The sequence below is a fragment of the Pseudomonas sp. FBCC-B1565 genome (assembly GCF_059133265.1).
The window spans coordinates 195,683-209,940 of record NZ_CP101438.1; the positions used below are offsets into that span (position 1 = coordinate 195,683).

Annotated in this window: 15 protein-coding genes; 4 read left to right on the forward strand and 11 right to left on the reverse strand. The window is 61.0% G+C overall.

Annotated elements, in window-relative coordinates; translation table 11 throughout:
• Window positions 1-23: 23 nt before the first annotated feature.
• The 6 genes from NL123_RS00800 to NL123_RS00825 form a co-directional block, all read right to left on the reverse strand.
• Window positions 24-767 (reverse strand): hypothetical protein, encoded by a 744-nt coding sequence (locus NL123_RS00800; protein ID WP_248485350.1) that lies wholly within the window; start codon window positions 765-767, stop codon window positions 24-26.
• A 56-nt stretch (window positions 768-823) separates the two neighbouring features.
• Window positions 824-1,204, reverse strand: coding sequence for a RidA family protein (locus NL123_RS00805; protein ID WP_003176922.1), 381 nt, complete (start codon window positions 1,202-1,204; stop codon window positions 824-826).
• Window positions 1,205-1,226: 22 nt separating this feature from the next.
• Window positions 1,227-3,332: a bifunctional GTP diphosphokinase/guanosine-3',5'-bis pyrophosphate 3'-pyrophosphohydrolase gene (spoT, locus tag NL123_RS00810; protein ID WP_058424246.1), complete on the reverse strand. Its 2,106-nt coding sequence runs from the start codon at window positions 3,330-3,332 to the stop codon at window positions 1,227-1,229.
• Between the two features lie 60 nt (window positions 3,333-3,392).
• Window positions 3,393-3,656 carry a DNA-directed RNA polymerase subunit omega gene (gene rpoZ / locus NL123_RS00815; protein WP_003176920.1) on the reverse strand — a complete coding sequence of 88 codons (264 nt, stop codon included), beginning with the start codon at window positions 3,654-3,656 and terminating at the stop codon, window positions 3,393-3,395.
• Between the two features lie 167 nt (window positions 3,657-3,823).
• Window positions 3,824-4,444 carry a guanylate kinase gene (gene gmk / locus NL123_RS00820; protein ID WP_010168203.1) on the reverse strand — a complete coding sequence of 207 codons (621 nt, stop codon included), beginning with the start codon at window positions 4,442-4,444 and terminating at the stop codon, window positions 3,824-3,826.
• A gap of 10 nt (window positions 4,445-4,454) precedes the next feature.
• Window positions 4,455-5,318 carry a YicC/YloC family endoribonuclease gene (locus tag NL123_RS00825; protein WP_058424245.1) on the reverse strand — a complete coding sequence of 288 codons (864 nt, stop codon included), beginning with the start codon at window positions 5,316-5,318 and terminating at the stop codon, window positions 4,455-4,457.
• 185 nt (window positions 5,319-5,503) lie between these two features.
• Between NL123_RS00825 and rph the strand changes: the two genes are divergently transcribed.
• Both rph and NL123_RS00835 read left to right on the forward strand, forming a co-directional pair.
• The gene (gene rph, locus NL123_RS00830) at window positions 5,504-6,226 is read left to right on the forward strand and encodes a ribonuclease PH (RefSeq protein WP_016975928.1); all 723 of its coding nucleotides are present in this window, start codon (window positions 5,504-5,506) and stop codon (window positions 6,224-6,226) included.
• 22 nt (window positions 6,227-6,248) lie between these two features.
• Entirely contained in the window at window positions 6,249-6,620 is a 372-nt protein-coding gene (locus NL123_RS00835) for a DUF4870 domain-containing protein (protein WP_494357062.1), read from the forward strand.
• A 58-nt stretch (window positions 6,621-6,678) separates the two neighbouring features.
• Here the strand turns inward: NL123_RS00835 and crc are convergent, their stop codons facing one another.
• Window positions 6,679-7,458, reverse strand: a complete 780-nt coding sequence (gene crc / locus NL123_RS00840; protein WP_003195493.1) for a catabolite repression control protein Crc — start codon at window positions 7,456-7,458, stop codon at window positions 6,679-6,681.
• 82 nt (window positions 7,459-7,540) lie between these two features.
• On the opposite strand from crc, the gene pyrE reads away from it, so the two are divergent.
• On the forward strand, window positions 7,541-8,185 hold the full coding sequence (pyrE, locus tag NL123_RS00845; RefSeq protein WP_028618476.1) for an orotate phosphoribosyltransferase: 645 nt from the start codon (window positions 7,541-7,543) through the stop codon (window positions 8,183-8,185).
• A gap of 196 nt (window positions 8,186-8,381) precedes the next feature.
• Here the strand turns inward: pyrE and argB are convergent, their stop codons facing one another.
• From argB to coaBC, 4 genes are all read right to left on the reverse strand, one after another.
• Window positions 8,382-9,287, reverse strand: coding sequence for an acetylglutamate kinase (gene argB / locus NL123_RS00850; RefSeq protein ID WP_058424243.1), 906 nt, complete (start codon window positions 9,285-9,287; stop codon window positions 8,382-8,384).
• A gap of 19 nt (window positions 9,288-9,306) precedes the next feature.
• Entirely contained in the window at window positions 9,307-10,704 is a 1,398-nt protein-coding gene (locus NL123_RS00855; protein WP_494358360.1) for a phosphomannomutase/phosphoglucomutase, read from the reverse strand.
• A 1,048-nt stretch (window positions 10,705-11,752) separates the two neighbouring features.
• A complete protein-coding gene (gene dut, locus NL123_RS00860) occupies window positions 11,753-12,208 on the reverse strand; it encodes a dUTP diphosphatase (RefSeq protein WP_071494612.1) in 456 nt (151 codons plus the stop codon).
• A 5-nt stretch (window positions 12,209-12,213) separates the two neighbouring features.
• A complete protein-coding gene (gene coaBC / locus NL123_RS00865; RefSeq protein WP_016970585.1) occupies window positions 12,214-13,422 on the reverse strand; it encodes a bifunctional phosphopantothenoylcysteine decarboxylase/phosphopantothenate--cysteine ligase CoaBC in 1,209 nt (402 codons plus the stop codon).
• Window positions 13,423-13,574: 152 nt separating this feature from the next.
• On the opposite strand from coaBC, the gene radC reads away from it, so the two are divergent.
• A complete protein-coding gene (gene radC, locus NL123_RS00870) occupies window positions 13,575-14,249 on the forward strand; it encodes a RadC family protein (RefSeq protein WP_248485347.1) in 675 nt (224 codons plus the stop codon).
• The last annotated feature ends 9 nt before the right edge of the window (window positions 14,250-14,258 follow it).

A 14,258-nucleotide genomic window follows, 5' to 3' on the forward strand; every position in this document is an offset into this window, starting at 1 on the left:
CCCTTGGGCTCCTTTGCTTTGTATCACTGTTTTTCCAGTAGCCACTGCCGAGGCCCCGGCGTAAATGAGGGCACCTCGTCGGCCTGCGCGGTATTCACCGCCTGGAAAATCTCCAGTTGCTTGCCCTTGCGCACAAAGATCCACGGGTTGCCCTGGCCATTGAGTTGCAGCCAGATGCTGTCGTAGCCGCCGCTCATTGACGCGCAATCACCGGCCAGGCATAGCGAGTACCGGTCAACATTAGGCAGGCCGGCGACTTTGCCGTCAGCCTGGAACTGCACGATGGCGCCGCTGCCGAAGCCGTCGCTGATCTTCCAGTCACCGCCCAGGTAGGCCGCGTACAGCGCCCGCTCGAAGTTGGCGCCCAAAGGTGCGCCTTCCGGGGCGGGGTCTTTGGCGCGGGCAAACAGCTGTTCAGGCTCGTTGTCATTGGCCACTTGCAGCAGTTGCTTGCCTTTGCGCTTGAGTTCGGTGGCGGAGCTGCCGTAGAAATCCACGCTCCAGGCGCCGGACTGTTCACCCAGCAACTTGCCTTCCGCTACTTCAAAACCGTTGTAGTAGCGGGCCTGCGCGGCCTTGGTATTGACCTCCCACTCGAGGTTCGGGCCAAAGCTCTGCAAGGCTTCACGCAAAGGGCCGCCCTTGGCAGCCGCATCGATGGCTACCTGGTTGATCCAGGTGCCGCTCACATCCCTGTCGGCAGGGTTACTGGCACAGCCGCCGAGCAACAGGGCGAGCATTGATGAGGCTACAAGCGCTTTGCGCATCATGAAATCCTTCTGAAACGAAGTCGGCGCAGCCTGTGGGGGCTGCGCCGGGTGTTTTACTCGATGACCAGGATCGCGTCCATCTCAACCTGTGCACCCTTTGGCAGGGCGGCAACGCCGATGGCGGCGCGGGCTGGGTACGGCTGTTCGAAGTACTTGCCCATGATCTCGTTGACCTTGGCGAAGTGGCTCAGGTCGGTGAGGAAGATGTTCAGCTTGACGATGTCCTTGAACGAACCGCCGGCGGCTTCAGCAACGGACTTGAGGTTTTCGAAGACCTGTACGGTCTGTGCTTCGAAGCCTTCCACCAGTTCCATGGTCTTCGGGTCCAGCGGGATCTGGCCGGACATGTAGACTGTGTTGCCCGCCTTGATCGCCTGGGAGTAAGTGCCGATGGCGGCAGGGGCTTTATCGCTGGTGATAACGGTCTTGGTCATGAATGACTCCTTGTAATGTGGGTTAGGCGCGCATGCGAGTGATGCGGATCACACCGGTCAAGGCTCGCAGTTTCTTGATCACGCGGGCCAGGTGCACGCGGTCGTGTACGCTGACCACCAACTGGACCACGCTGATGCGGCCATCGCGCTCGTCCATGCTGATTTTTTCGATATTGCCGTCGGCTGCGTTGACGCTGCTGGCGAGCAGGGCGATCAGGCCGCGCTGGTGTTCCAGCTCCACCCGCAACTCGACGTTGAATTCGCCGGTGACATCCTTGGCCCACGAGAGCTGGATGCATTTTTCCGGGTTGTGGCGGATTTCGGTGATGTTGCGGCAGTTGTCCAGGTGCACCACCATGCCTTTGCCTGCGGACAAGTGGCCGACAATCGGATCGCCCGGGATCGGCGTGCAGCACTTGGCGTAGCTGAGCACCAGGCCCTCGGTGCCGCGAATCGCCAGCGGGCCTTCCGGGCTTGGCAACTGTTCGCCTTCGCCGAGCAGGCGGCGGGCGACTACATAGGCCATGCGGTTGCCCAGGCCGATATCTTCCAGCAGGTCTTCGATGGTTTCCTGGCGGTACTCGTGGAGCATCGCTTGCACGCGTTCCTGCGGGATCTTGTCGAGAGCGCTGTCGAAACCGTTGAGCACCTTGTTCAGCAGGCGTTCGCCCAGGCTGATGGACTCGGAGCGGCGCTGCAATTTCAGTGCGTGACGGATGTGCGTGCGCGCCTTGCCGGTGACCACGAAGTTGAGCCACGCCGGGTTCGGCCGTGCGCCTGGAGCGCTGACGATCTCGACCGTGGAGCCACTTTGCAGCGGTTCGGACAGCGGTGCGAGACGACGATTGATCCGACACGCGATGCAGCTGTTGCCCACATCGGTGTGCACCGCATAGGCAAAGTCGACGGCGGTGGAGCCCTTGGGCAGCTCCATGATCCGGCCTTTGGGCGTGAACACGTAGACCTCGTCCGGGAACAGGTCGATCTTCACGCTTTCGATAAATTCGAGGGAGTTACCGGCGCGTTGCTGCATTTCCAGCACGCCCTTGACCCACTGGCGGGCGCGGGCATGAGTGCCTTTGGGCTGCTCGTCGCCGCTGGATTTGTACAGCCAGTGGGCGGCGATGCCATTGTTGGCCATCTCTTCCATTTCGCGGGTGCGAATCTGGATCTCGATCGGCACCCCGTGCATACCGAACAGCGTGGTATGCAGCGACTGGTAGCCGTTGGCCTTGGGAATCGCGATGTAATCCTTGAATCGGCCCGGTAGGGGTTTGTACAGATTATGCACAGCGCCCAGCACGCGGTAGCAGGTGTCGACCTTGTCGACGATGATCCGGAACGCGTACACGTCCATGATCTCGTTGAAGGCCCGGCGCTTGCCGCGCATCTTCTTGTAGATGCCGTAGATGTGCTTTTGCCGGCCGCTGACCTCGCCCTCGATCTCGTCGATCGCAAGGCAATGGCTCAGGGATTCTTCGATCTTGTTGACGATTTCCTTGCGGTTGCCCCGGGCGCGCTTGACCGCCTGGTAGATGCGTGCCGAACGCATCGGGTGCATGGCTTTGAAACCAAGGTCTTCGAATTCGATACGAATGGCGTGCATGCCCAGCCGATTGGCGATGGGCGCGTAGATTTCCAGGGTTTCCTTGGCGATGCGCCGGCGTTTTTCGCCGGAGAGCACTTCCAGCGTACGCATGTTGTGCAGCCGGTCGGCCAGCTTGACCAGGATCACGCGGATATCGCGGGCCATGGCCATGGCCATCTTCTGGAAGTTTTCCGCCTGGGCCTCGGCCTTGGTCTCGAAGTTCATCTGGGTCAGTTTGCTGACCCCGTCGACCAGTTCGGCCACGGTTTCGCCGAATTGCGCGCTGAGCGCTTCCTTGGCGATGCCGGTGTCTTCGATCACGTCATGCAGCATCGCGGCCATCAGGCTCTGATGGTCCATGTGCATGTCGGCAAGAATGTTGGCCACCGCAAGAGGATGGGTGACATACGCCTCTCCGCTGCGGCGGCGTTGGCCGTCGTGGGCTTGTTCGGCGTAGAAATACGCTCGGCGGACCAGGTTGACCTGGTCTGGGCCGAGGTAGGCCGATAAGCGATCGGCGAGGGCGTCTATGCTCGGCAAAGTGTGAACTCCTGCCGTTGGCTGTGACCCCGCGCCGTGCTACGTCGACCAGGCATAGGCTTAGACGGCCTCGTTGGACTCGTCCTCGAACGCTGCAAACAGCGGTTCGTCTTCAACGATTTCGGCGTTGGCGATGAACTCGTAGCTCATCAGGCCTTCAGCGATTTCACGCAGGGCGACAACGGTAGGCTTGTCGTTTTCCCACTGGACCAGGGGCTCTTTGCCGCCAGTGGCCAGTTGACGGGCACGCTTGGTAGAGAGCATGACCAGCTCAAAGCGGTTATCCACGTGTTCTAGGCAGTCTTCAACGGTTACGCGGGCCATGGTATTCCTCGGAGCGAATGCAAGATGCGCGCTGCCCGGTTGGGCGAGCGGACTAAACAGTTTAAAAAATCACCAGCGTTTAGGGAAGCGCTGATTTTTCGCAGGCCCTCGCAAAACCGCTACAAGTGCCAATGTAAAGCCCTTGCAGCGGTTTTGGGAAGAGCCAATCAACCGAGCAGTTCGGCCAGCAATTTGCCAAAACGCTGTTGCTGACGCTTTTGCTGGAGCTGATTGGTGCGGAAAATCGCTTTCAAATCGTCCAGTGCGTGGGCGAAATCGTCGTTGATGATCAGGTAGTCGTAGTCGACGTAGTGGCTCATTTCGCTGACGGCTTCACGCATGCGGCCTTCGATGATCTCGTCACTGTCCTGGCCGCGGTTGGTCAGGCGCTGGTGCAACGCTTCAAGCGACGGCGGCAGGATAAAGATCGAACGCGCCTTGGGCATCAGCTGGCGCACTTGTTCGGCACCCTGCCAGTCGATTTCCAGGATCAAGTCGTGGCCTTCATCCAGGGTCTGCTGCAAGTGGCTTTGCGAAGTACCATAGAGGTTGCCGAACACTTCGGCGCGCTCCAGGAAGTCGCCGTGTTCGATCATCTTGACGAACTCGGTGCGCTCGACGAAGTGATAGTGCACCCCGTTCACCTCGCCCGGGCGCATGGCGCGGGTGGTGTGGGAGACCGAGATGCGGATCTGCTCGTCAGCGTCGGTCAGGGCCTTGACCAGGCTGCTCTTGCCCGCGCCCGAAGGAGCGGAAATGATGTAAAGGGTGCCGGTGCTGTGGGTCATGGAGGTTGCCTTACTCAATATTCTGTACTTGTTCGCGCATCTGCTCGATCAACACCTTGAGGTTGACCGCAGCCGTGGTGCTGCGCGGATCGAAAGCCTTGGAGCCCAGTGTATTGGCTTCGCGGTTGAGTTCCTGCATCAGGAAGTCCAGGCGCCGACCGGCGGCGCCGCCGGACTTGAGCACGCGGCGTACTTCGAGGATGTGGGTGCTCAGGCGGTCCAGTTCTTCGGCCACATCGCTCTTTTGCGCCAGCAGTACCATTTCCTGCTCCAGGCGCACCGGGTCGAGGTCGGCCTTCATGTCGGTGAAGCGGTCGAGGACCTTCTGGCGCTGGGCGGCAAGCATCTGCGGGACCAGCTCGCGCAGGGTGACCACGTCTTCTTCGATCGAGGTCAGGCGCTCGCTGATCAGGCGGGCCAACTCGGCGCCTTCACGCTCGCGGCCGGCCTTGAGCTCCTTCAAACCCTGATTGAACAGGGCGAGGGCTTCGGCGTTGAGCGCTTGCGGGTCGGTGGCGTCGGCCACCAGCACACCGGGCCAGGCCAGCACTTCCAGGGGGTTGAGCGCGGCCGGCTGCTTGATCAGGCCGGCGATGGTTTCGGCGGCGGCGACCAATTGCGCGGCGCGGTCGCGGTCAACCTGCAGCGGCTTGCCGGTGGTTTCTTCGGTAAAGCGCAGGGTGCATTCCAGCTTGCCACGGGAAATGCCCTGGCGCAGCGCTTCACGCACAGCGCCTTCGAGGTCGCGGAACGACTCCGGCAGGCGCAGATGCGGCTCCAGGTAGCGGCTGTTGACCGAGCGCAGTTCCCAGCTCAGGGTGCCTTGTACGCCGGCTTTTTCGACGCGGGCAAAGGCGGTCATGCTGTGCACCATGGAGGTACCTCGCGTTGCAGTCCCGTAAATGCGGGCTGATGATTGGGAAGGCGCAGGATTGTAGCGCAGTGGGGCGAGTGCGCCCAAACCCGGGCATTCGTAACCGGATTTTTTAGCAGTGCCCCGAATCGGCCCGCGGCTCTATAATGCTCGGCAGTTTTTCGTCCTCAGTACAGGTATCCCCTATGAAACGTCCAAGTGGTCGCGCTGCCGATCAGCTCCGCTCGATCCGCATCACCCGCAACTACACCAAACACGCCGAGGGATCCGTACTGGTCGAGTTTGGCGATACCAAGGTGATCTGCACCGTCAGCGTCGAAAACGGCGTACCGCGCTTTCTTAAAGGCCAGGGCCAGGGTTGGCTGACCGCAGAGTACGGCATGTTGCCGCGCGCCACCGGCGAGCGTAACCAGCGTGAAGCCAGCCGTGGCAAGCAAGGCGGCCGCACCCTGGAAATCCAGCGCCTGATCGGTCGTTCCCTGCGCGCAGCCCTGGACATGTCCAAGCTGGGCGACGTGACCCTGTACGTCGATTGCGACGTGATCCAGGCCGACGGTGGCACCCGCACTGCGTCCATCACCGGTGCCATGGTGGCCCTGGTTGACGCGCTGAAAGTGATCAAGAAGCGTGGCGGCCTCAAGGGCGGTGACCCGCTCAAGCAAATGATCGCCGCTGTTTCGGTGGGCATGTACCAGGGCGAGCCAGTGCTGGACCTGGACTACCTGGAAGACTCGGCTGCCGAGACCGACCTGAACGTGGTGATGACCAGCACCGGTGGTTTCATCGAAGTGCAGGGCACCGCCGAAGGCGCGCCATTCCAGCCGGCCGAACTGAACGCGATGCTGGCCCTGGCCCAGAAAGGCATGACCGAGATCTTCGAACTGCAGAACGCCGCCCTGGCTGACTGAGCCCGTCTCAAGGAGAATCGCCATGAATGACAACAGCCAAATGCCGGTGCCGACACCTTCCTACGAAGTGCGTCAGGGCGCGATGTTGTGTCATCTCGCGGCGTTTCTGGGGTTTGTGTTCCCCTTCGGCAGCGTCGTGGGGCCACTGATCCTGTGGCAGATGAAGAAAGAAGTGGACCCGTTCATTGATGATCAGGGCAAGGAAGCCCTGAACTTCCAGATCACCGTCGCCATCGCCTGGATCGCTTGCATTTTGCTGGCTTTCGCGGTGATTGGTTTTTTCCTGATGATTGCCCTGGCAATCGCCACGGTGGTGCTGACCATCATTGGCAGCATCAAGGCCAACAAGGGGATCGCCTACCGCTATCCCTTGACCTGGCGTGTGATCAAATAATGAGCACCCACAAAAAAACCGACAGCGATGTCGGTTTTTTTGTGCCTGGGAAAAGACCTCAGATGGTCAGTGTCCAGTCGTAGTCCACGATCAGCGGCGCGTGCTGCGAGAAGCGCGGCTGGCGCGGCAGGCGTGCGCTGCGAACGAACCGGCGCAGACCCGGGGTCAGCAACTGGTAGTCGAAGCGCCAGCCCAGGTTGAGCATCTCAGCCTGTTCGTTGTCCGGCCACCAGCTGTACTGGTCGCCTTCGCGGCTGACTTCGCGCAGGGCATCCACATAGCCCATGTTGCCGACAATCTCGTCCATCCAGGCCCGTTCCGGCGCCAGGAAGCCCGGGGATTGCTGGCTGTCGCGCCAGTTCTTGATATCCAGCTTCTGTTGCGCCACGTACAGCGAGCCACAATAAATGTACTCGCGACGTTTGCGTCGCTGTTTATCCAGATAACGGGCGAAATCGTCCATTAGCTTGAACTTCTGGTTCAAGTCTTCATCGCCGTTCTGCCCCGAAGGAAGCAGCAAGGTCGCGATGCTGACCTTGTCGAAATCGGCTTGCAGGTAGCGCCCGTAGCGGTCGGCTGTCTCGAAGCCGAGGCCGCTGATGACCGCCTTGGGTTGCAACCGCGAATACAAAGCTACGCCACCTTGGGTGGGCACTTCGGCATCGCAGGCATAAAGGAAGTAGCCATCCAGTTGGAAGGCTGGGTCGTCCAGTTCAAAGGCGGAGGCGCGGGTATCCTGCAGGCAGATGACGTCGGCATTCTGGGCTTGCAGCCAACTGAGCAAACCACGCTCGACTGCAGCCTGAATACCATTAACGTTCACACTGATGATCCGCATAAATGGCCCCAAAAATCGCGTGCGTGTATGATACACGCCGTCTACCTAATTAGCTAAATCCGTGGTATCTGAGGTTTTTTTCATGCAGGCGTATCAACGCGATTTCATTCGTTTTGCCATCGATCGCGGGGTTTTGCGCTTCGGTGAGTTCACCCTCAAGTCAGGACGCACCAGCCCGTACTTCTTCAATGCGGGTCTGTTCAACTCGGGTTCGGCCCTGGCTCAGCTGGGTCGTTTCTATGCGGCTGCCATCGTTGAGAGCGGTATTTCCTTCGATGTGCTGTTTGGCCCGGCCTACAAGGGTATTCCCCTGGCGGCGGCGACCGCCGTGGCGCTGGCTGAGCATCACGGGCAGGACCTGCCTTGGTGCTTCAACCGTAAAGAGGCCAAGGCCCACGGTGAAGGCGGCAGCCTGGTCGGCGCTCCACTCAAGGGCGATGTGCTGATCATCGATGACGTGATCACCGCCGGCACCGCTATCCGCGAAGTGATGCAGATCATTGCTTCCCAGGACGGCGCCAAGGCCGCCGGCGTGCTGATCGCGCTGAACCGCCAGGAGCGTGGCAACGGTGAGTTGTCGGCCATCCAGGAAGTGGAGCGCGATTTCGGCATTCCAGTCGTGAGCATCGTCTCGTTGAACCAGGTGTTGCAGTTCCTGGAAGATGATCCGCAGCTCAAGCAGCATCTGCCGGCGGTGCGTGCATATCGCGAGCAGTTTGGCGTCTGACCCCGAGCTCCCTTGTGTGTAAAGGCTAGTGTGGGAGGGGGCTTGCCCCCGATGACGGAGTGTCAGTTGCAGTTATTTGGCTGATACACCGCTAATCGGGGGCAAGCCCCCTCCCACATTTGGATCTACAGTGTGTTCAAGCACAAAAAAGGCCCCGCTCAATCAGATTGAACGGGGCCTTTTGTTTTCTGGTGTCTTAAGGCCGTTTGCGGTTACTGATCAACGTACCCATGCCGGTATCCGTGAAGATCTCCAGCAGTACCGCATTCGGCACTCGACCATCGATGATCAACGAGCTGCCCACCCCGCCTTGCACCGCTTCCAGCGCGCAGCGGATCTTGGGCAGCATGCCGCCGTAGATAGTGCCGTCAGCGATCAGATCGTCCACTTGTTGGGTGGTCAGGCCGGTCAGGACTTTGCCTTGCTTGTCCATCAGGCCGGCGATGTTGGTCAGCAGCATCAGCTTTTCAGCCTTCAGCGCTTCGGCCACCTTGCCGGCCACCAGGTCGGCGTTGATGTTGTAGGACTCGCCATTGGCGCCCACGCCGATCGGCGCGATCACCGGGATGAAGTCGCCCTTGACCAGCAGGTTCAGCAGGTCGGTGTTCACGCCAACCACTTCGCCCACCTGGCCGATGTCGATGATTTCCGGCTGGGTCATCTCCGGTGTCTGACGGGTCACCGTCAGCTTTTTCGCGCGGATCAACTCCGCGTCCTTGCCGGTCAGGCCGATGGCGCTGCCGCCGTGGCGGTTGATCAAGTTGACGATGTCTTTGTTGACCTGGCCGCCGAGGACCATCTCCACCACGTCCATGGTCTGCGCGTCAGTGACGCGCATGCCATCGATGAAGTGACTCTCGATCGACAGGCGCTTGAGCAGGTCGCCGATTTGCGGGCCGCCGCCGTGCACCACCACCGGGTTGATCCCCACGGCTTTCATCAACACGATGTCGCGGGCAAAGCCGGTTTTCAGCTCGTCGCTTTCCATGGCATTGCCGCCGTACTTGATCACCAGCGTCTTGCCGACATAGCGTCGGATGTAAGGCAACGCTTCGGACAGGACCTTGGCAGTGTTGGCAGCGGCTTCGCGTTCGAGGGTCATTCAGGGCTCCGGTAAAAAATCAGAACGGTAATTGGAGATCAGGGGCAACACGTTTCAACTGGGCGTGGAACACGTCCTTGATGCGCTGCAACTCAGCCTCGGTATCCGCCTCGAAACGCAGGACCAGCACCGGTGTGGTGTTGGACGCGCGAACCAGGCCCCAGCCTTTGGCGTAATCGACTCGCACACCATCAATGGTGGTCAGGTTGGCGCCTTCGCCCCATTGCGCATCGTGCAGTGCGTCAATGATGCTGAATTTGCTCTCCTCGGTCACATGGATATTGATCTCTGGCGTAGAAATATCGTTCGGGAAGGTCTGGAACAGCTCTTCGGCGGTAGATTTTTCCTTGCTGAGGATCTCCAGCAACCGCGCGGCGCTGTAAATACCGTCGTCAAAGCCGAACCAGCGCTCCTTGAAGAACACGTGGCCGCTCATTTCGCCGGCCAACAGGGCGCCGGTTTCCTTCATTTTCTTTTTGATCAACGAGTGACCGGTCTTCCACATTAGCGGGCGACCGCCATATTCCTTGATCAGCGGGGTGAGACGGCGAGTGCACTTCACGTCGAAGATGATCTCGGCGTTGGCATTGCGCGCCACCACGTCACGGGCAAACAGCATCAACAGGCGGTCCGGGAACACGATCTCGCCGGTTTCAGTCACCACGCCCACTCGGTCGCCGTCACCGTCAAAGGCCAGGCCCACGTCAGCGCCGGTTTCCTTGACCTTGGCGATCAGGTCCACCAGGTTCTCCGGCTTGCCTGGATCCGGGTGGTGGTTGGGGAAGTTGCCGTCGACCTCGCAGAACAGCGGGATCACTTCGCAATTCAGCGCTTCGAGCAACTGCGGGGCGATCACGCCCGCCGCGCCGTTGCCGCAATCCACCACCACCTTGAGGCGGCGCGCGAGTTTGACGTCACCGGTGATTTCATCAGAGTAGCGTTGCAGGATGTCGACTTTGGTGACGGTGCCCTTGCCGCTGGTCAGGTCGTTGTTTTTCAGGCGGTCGTGCAGGGCCTGGATCTGTTCGTTGGCCAGCGTGTCGCCGGCGATGACGATCTTGAAACCGTTGTAGTCCGACGGGTTGTGGCTGCCGGTGAGCATCACCCCGGACTTGCCAGCCAGTACGTTGGCTGCGTAGTACAGTGCCGGCGTCGGCACCAGGCCCACGTCGCTCACATGGCAACCGCTGTCGGCCAGGCCCTGGATCAGTTGTTCCACCAACTCCGGGCCGGACAGGCGACCGTCACGGCCGACCGACACGTTGGGCTCGTCCTGGGCCAGGCTCTGGGCGCCAATGGCCCGGCCAATCCAGTAGGCGGTTTCGGCGGTCAGGGTTTTGGGCACCACGCCACGGATGTCATAAGCGCGGAAGATACTGTCGGGGAAGATCGGGGCTACACGGGCTGGATTGCTCATGGCTTGGGGGGGCTCCTGTCTTGAAAGATCCTGGGGACTGACCAGTGGGGTCATGCCTGGGGCTTGGACGGCATTTTGGGAGGAGAGTTCGTGGCGTGGGGCTGTACCTATTCCACAGCCGTTGTTGATTAACATTTGGGACCGCCTGAAGCACAGGTATACGCCTGCCATGGCACCCACCAGGGCAAGTAGCGCGGCCAACGCCATCAACACAAGCTGCTGACGGGGGTAAGCGAACTGATACAGCGCCCCGGGGCTGAAGCTCAATGATAGATGATTATCGCCTACGGCAAGCGTGTAGGTGTCTGGTGACGCGCTGTGGCCCTGGGTGAAGATCACCTGCTCGGGATCGTTCCAGACGCGCTGGGACAAACGAAAGGTTCCCACCTCTGGGGGCAGCGACGCCAGTTGTTCGGTCAATGGCTGGAGGTCGTATGCCTGGGTCAGGGTGCCGATGATCGGGGCGTGCGTGGCTTCGCGCAAGGCAATTACGCTATAGAAAAGCCAACGGTCGCCACTTTTGTAAATTTCCGGTATTGGCGGCACGTTACGCTCCGCGCGACCAATCATGTCCAGCACCTGAGGCGGCAGGCTATCGCCCAGGGGCGCTTGGCGAAGGGGGGTGAGCCAAGTGCTGGTCAACCCCTCCCGTGCGGGTAGATGGTGTTCTGCGGCCTGCCGGATATCCGGTCGATTGGACCGGACAGCGTTCGCGAGTGCCGGGGTTTTGGCGTTGATCTCGGCTTGCAGTGCGAGTTTATCGGCGGCCGTTGCGACGGACTTGCTGATAATCGCAGCGGCGGATTGCGCAACGTGCTGGCGGTATTCGTTGTGCAGTGGCACCCACGCGCCAAACCAGAACAGCGCACCGGCGGCGATCACGCTGGTTGCCGCCAGTAACAGCCCGGGTTTCAAGCTGTTATGGGTGATGGAGGCGTGACCAGCGGCATGGTGCCGTTTTATTCGCGAATCGTTCGTCATAAAGCGCAATCCCCGTCATGTTCCTTAAAAGCATAACGGCAGCACCGAGGCACGCGCGTAGGAACAATCAATGGCTGCCGGAATGCCCAAAACCGCCTGCGCCGCGTTGGGTTTCATCGAACTCCTCGACCAGTTCGAAGTGCGCCTGCACCACCGGCACCAATACCAACTGGGCAATGCGCTCGCCGACGGCGATGTTGAACGCGGTCTGGCCACGGTTCCAGCACGACACCATCAACTCGCCCTGGTAGTCCGAGTCGATCAGGCCGACCAGGTTGCCCAGCACGATGCCATGTTTGTGGCCCAGGCCCGAGCGCGGCAGGATCAGCGCCGCCAGGCCAGGGTCACCCACGTAGATCGACAGCCCGGTGGGGATCAGGATGGTCTGGCCCGGTTCAAGGACGGTGTCTTGCTTGAGCATGGCGCGCAGGTCGAGGCCTGCGGAGCCCGGGGTGGCGTAGGCCGGCAGTGGGAATTCGCTGCCGATGCGTGGGTCGAGGATCTTGGCTTGCAAAGCGTGCATGGAAATTAAACCTGGTTCAGCCGTTGGGCGATAAAAGAGATCAGTTGGCGGGCAATCTTGCCCTTGCTGGTCTGGGCGAAAAGGGTGGCGTGCAGGTCGCGGTCGATCACGCTGCAGGCGTTTTCCTCGCTGTTGAAGCCGATGCTCGGGTTGGCGACATCATTGGCAACGATCAGGTCGAGGTTCTTGTCTTTCAATTTGCGTGCGGCGTAGTCCAGCAAATGCTCGGTCTCGGCGGCGAAACCGACGCTGAAAGGACGGTCCGGGCGCGTGGCGATGGTGGCCAGGATGTCCGGGTTGCGCACCATTTGCAGGAGCAGGCCGTCTCCGCTCGTAGGGTCTTTCTTGAGCTTTTGCGGGGCAACGACTTCCGGGCGGTAGTCCGCAACCGCCGCCGAGGCGATGAACAGGTCGCACGGAATGGCTGCCTCACAGGCCGCCAGCATGTCGCGGGCGCTGACGACGTCGATTCGCGTGACCCGATCCGGGGTCGGCAAATGCACCGGGCCGGTGATCAGGGTGACGCGTGCGCCTGCCTCGACCGCCGCTTCGGCCAGGGCAAAGCCCATTTTTCCTGAGCTATGGTTGGTGATGTAGCGCACCGGGTCGATGTTTTCCTGGGTCGGGCCGGCGGTGATCAACACGTGCTTGCCGGTGAGAGCCAGGTGCTGGAAGCACTCGGCGGCGCACAGCGCCAGGTCTGTGGCTTCGAGCATGCGGCCCATGCCAACGTCGCCGCAGGCCTGGCTGCCGGATGCCGGGCCGAACACCTTGAGGCCTCGGCTTTGCAGAAGTTGGGTGTTGGCCTGGGTAGCAGGGTCGCGCCACATGGCCTGGTTCATGGCCGGGGCGATGGCGACGGTGGCGTCGGTGGCGAGTACCAGAGTGGTCAGCAGGTCATCGGCGATGCCTTGGGCCAGGCGCGCGATCAGGTCGGCGGTGGCCGGGGCGATCAGCACCAGATCGGCCCATTTGGCCAGCTCGATGTGACCCATGGCGGCTTCGGCCGCAGGGTCCAGCAGGTCCAGGTGAACCGGGTGCCCGGACAAGGCCTGCATGGTCAGCGGGGTGATGAATTCACTGCCACCGCGCGTCATGACCACGCGCACTTCGGCGCCCTGGTCCAGGAGCCTGCGGACCAGCTCTGCGCTCTTGTAGGCGGCAATGCCGCCGCCAACGCCGAGAACGATGCGTTTCCGATACAGACGCTGCATTGGTTTGCCTTTCCAGTTCAGTGTTGCCAGTTCAATGACGCCTGCGATGCCCCCTCCCCAGGGGAAATCGCCTGCAAAAAAGAGGGCCTACGATAACACAGCGTCCGCGAGGCAACAGCGATACGCATGGCATACAGGGAGAGGGAGGAGGGATGAGTATTCGTGATTGGCCGGCGGCAGAGCGGCCGCGGGAAAAGCTTTTGGAGTGGGGCGCGGCGAGCCTGTCGGATGCCGAGTTGCTGGCGATCTTCCTGCGTACCGGGGTTTCCGGCAGGAGCGCGGTGGACCTGGCGCGCCATCTTTTGGCGCAATTCGGTGGATTGCGCCCGTTGCTGGAGGCCAGCCAAACATTGTTCAACCAACAATTGGGCCTGGGGCCGGCGAAGTTTGCCCAGTTACAGGCGGTGCTGGAAATGGCCAAGCGGCACATGGCCGAGCGCCTGCGAAGCGACTCGGTGCTGGAAAGCCCGGTGGCCGTGCGGGACTACCTGAAGGCCATGCTGCGTCATGAGCCTCATGAGATCTTCGGCTGCCTGTTCCTTGATTCAAGGCACAGGGTGCTGGGCTTCGAGGCGTTGTCCCAAGGCACCATCGACGCGGCGATGGTGTATCCCCGGCAGGTGGTCAAGCGCGCTTTGGCCTACAACGCGGCGGCGTTGATCCTGTGCCATAACCATCCTTCCGGGAGCCTGGAGCCGAGCGCCGCTGATCGAAAATTGACCAAGTTGCTGCAGAAGGCGCTGGAAGTGGTGGACGTGCGGGTGCTGGATCACATTATCGTGGGGGATGGCGATCCGTTGTCGATGGCGGAATACGGGTGGATGTAGGAGGGGAGC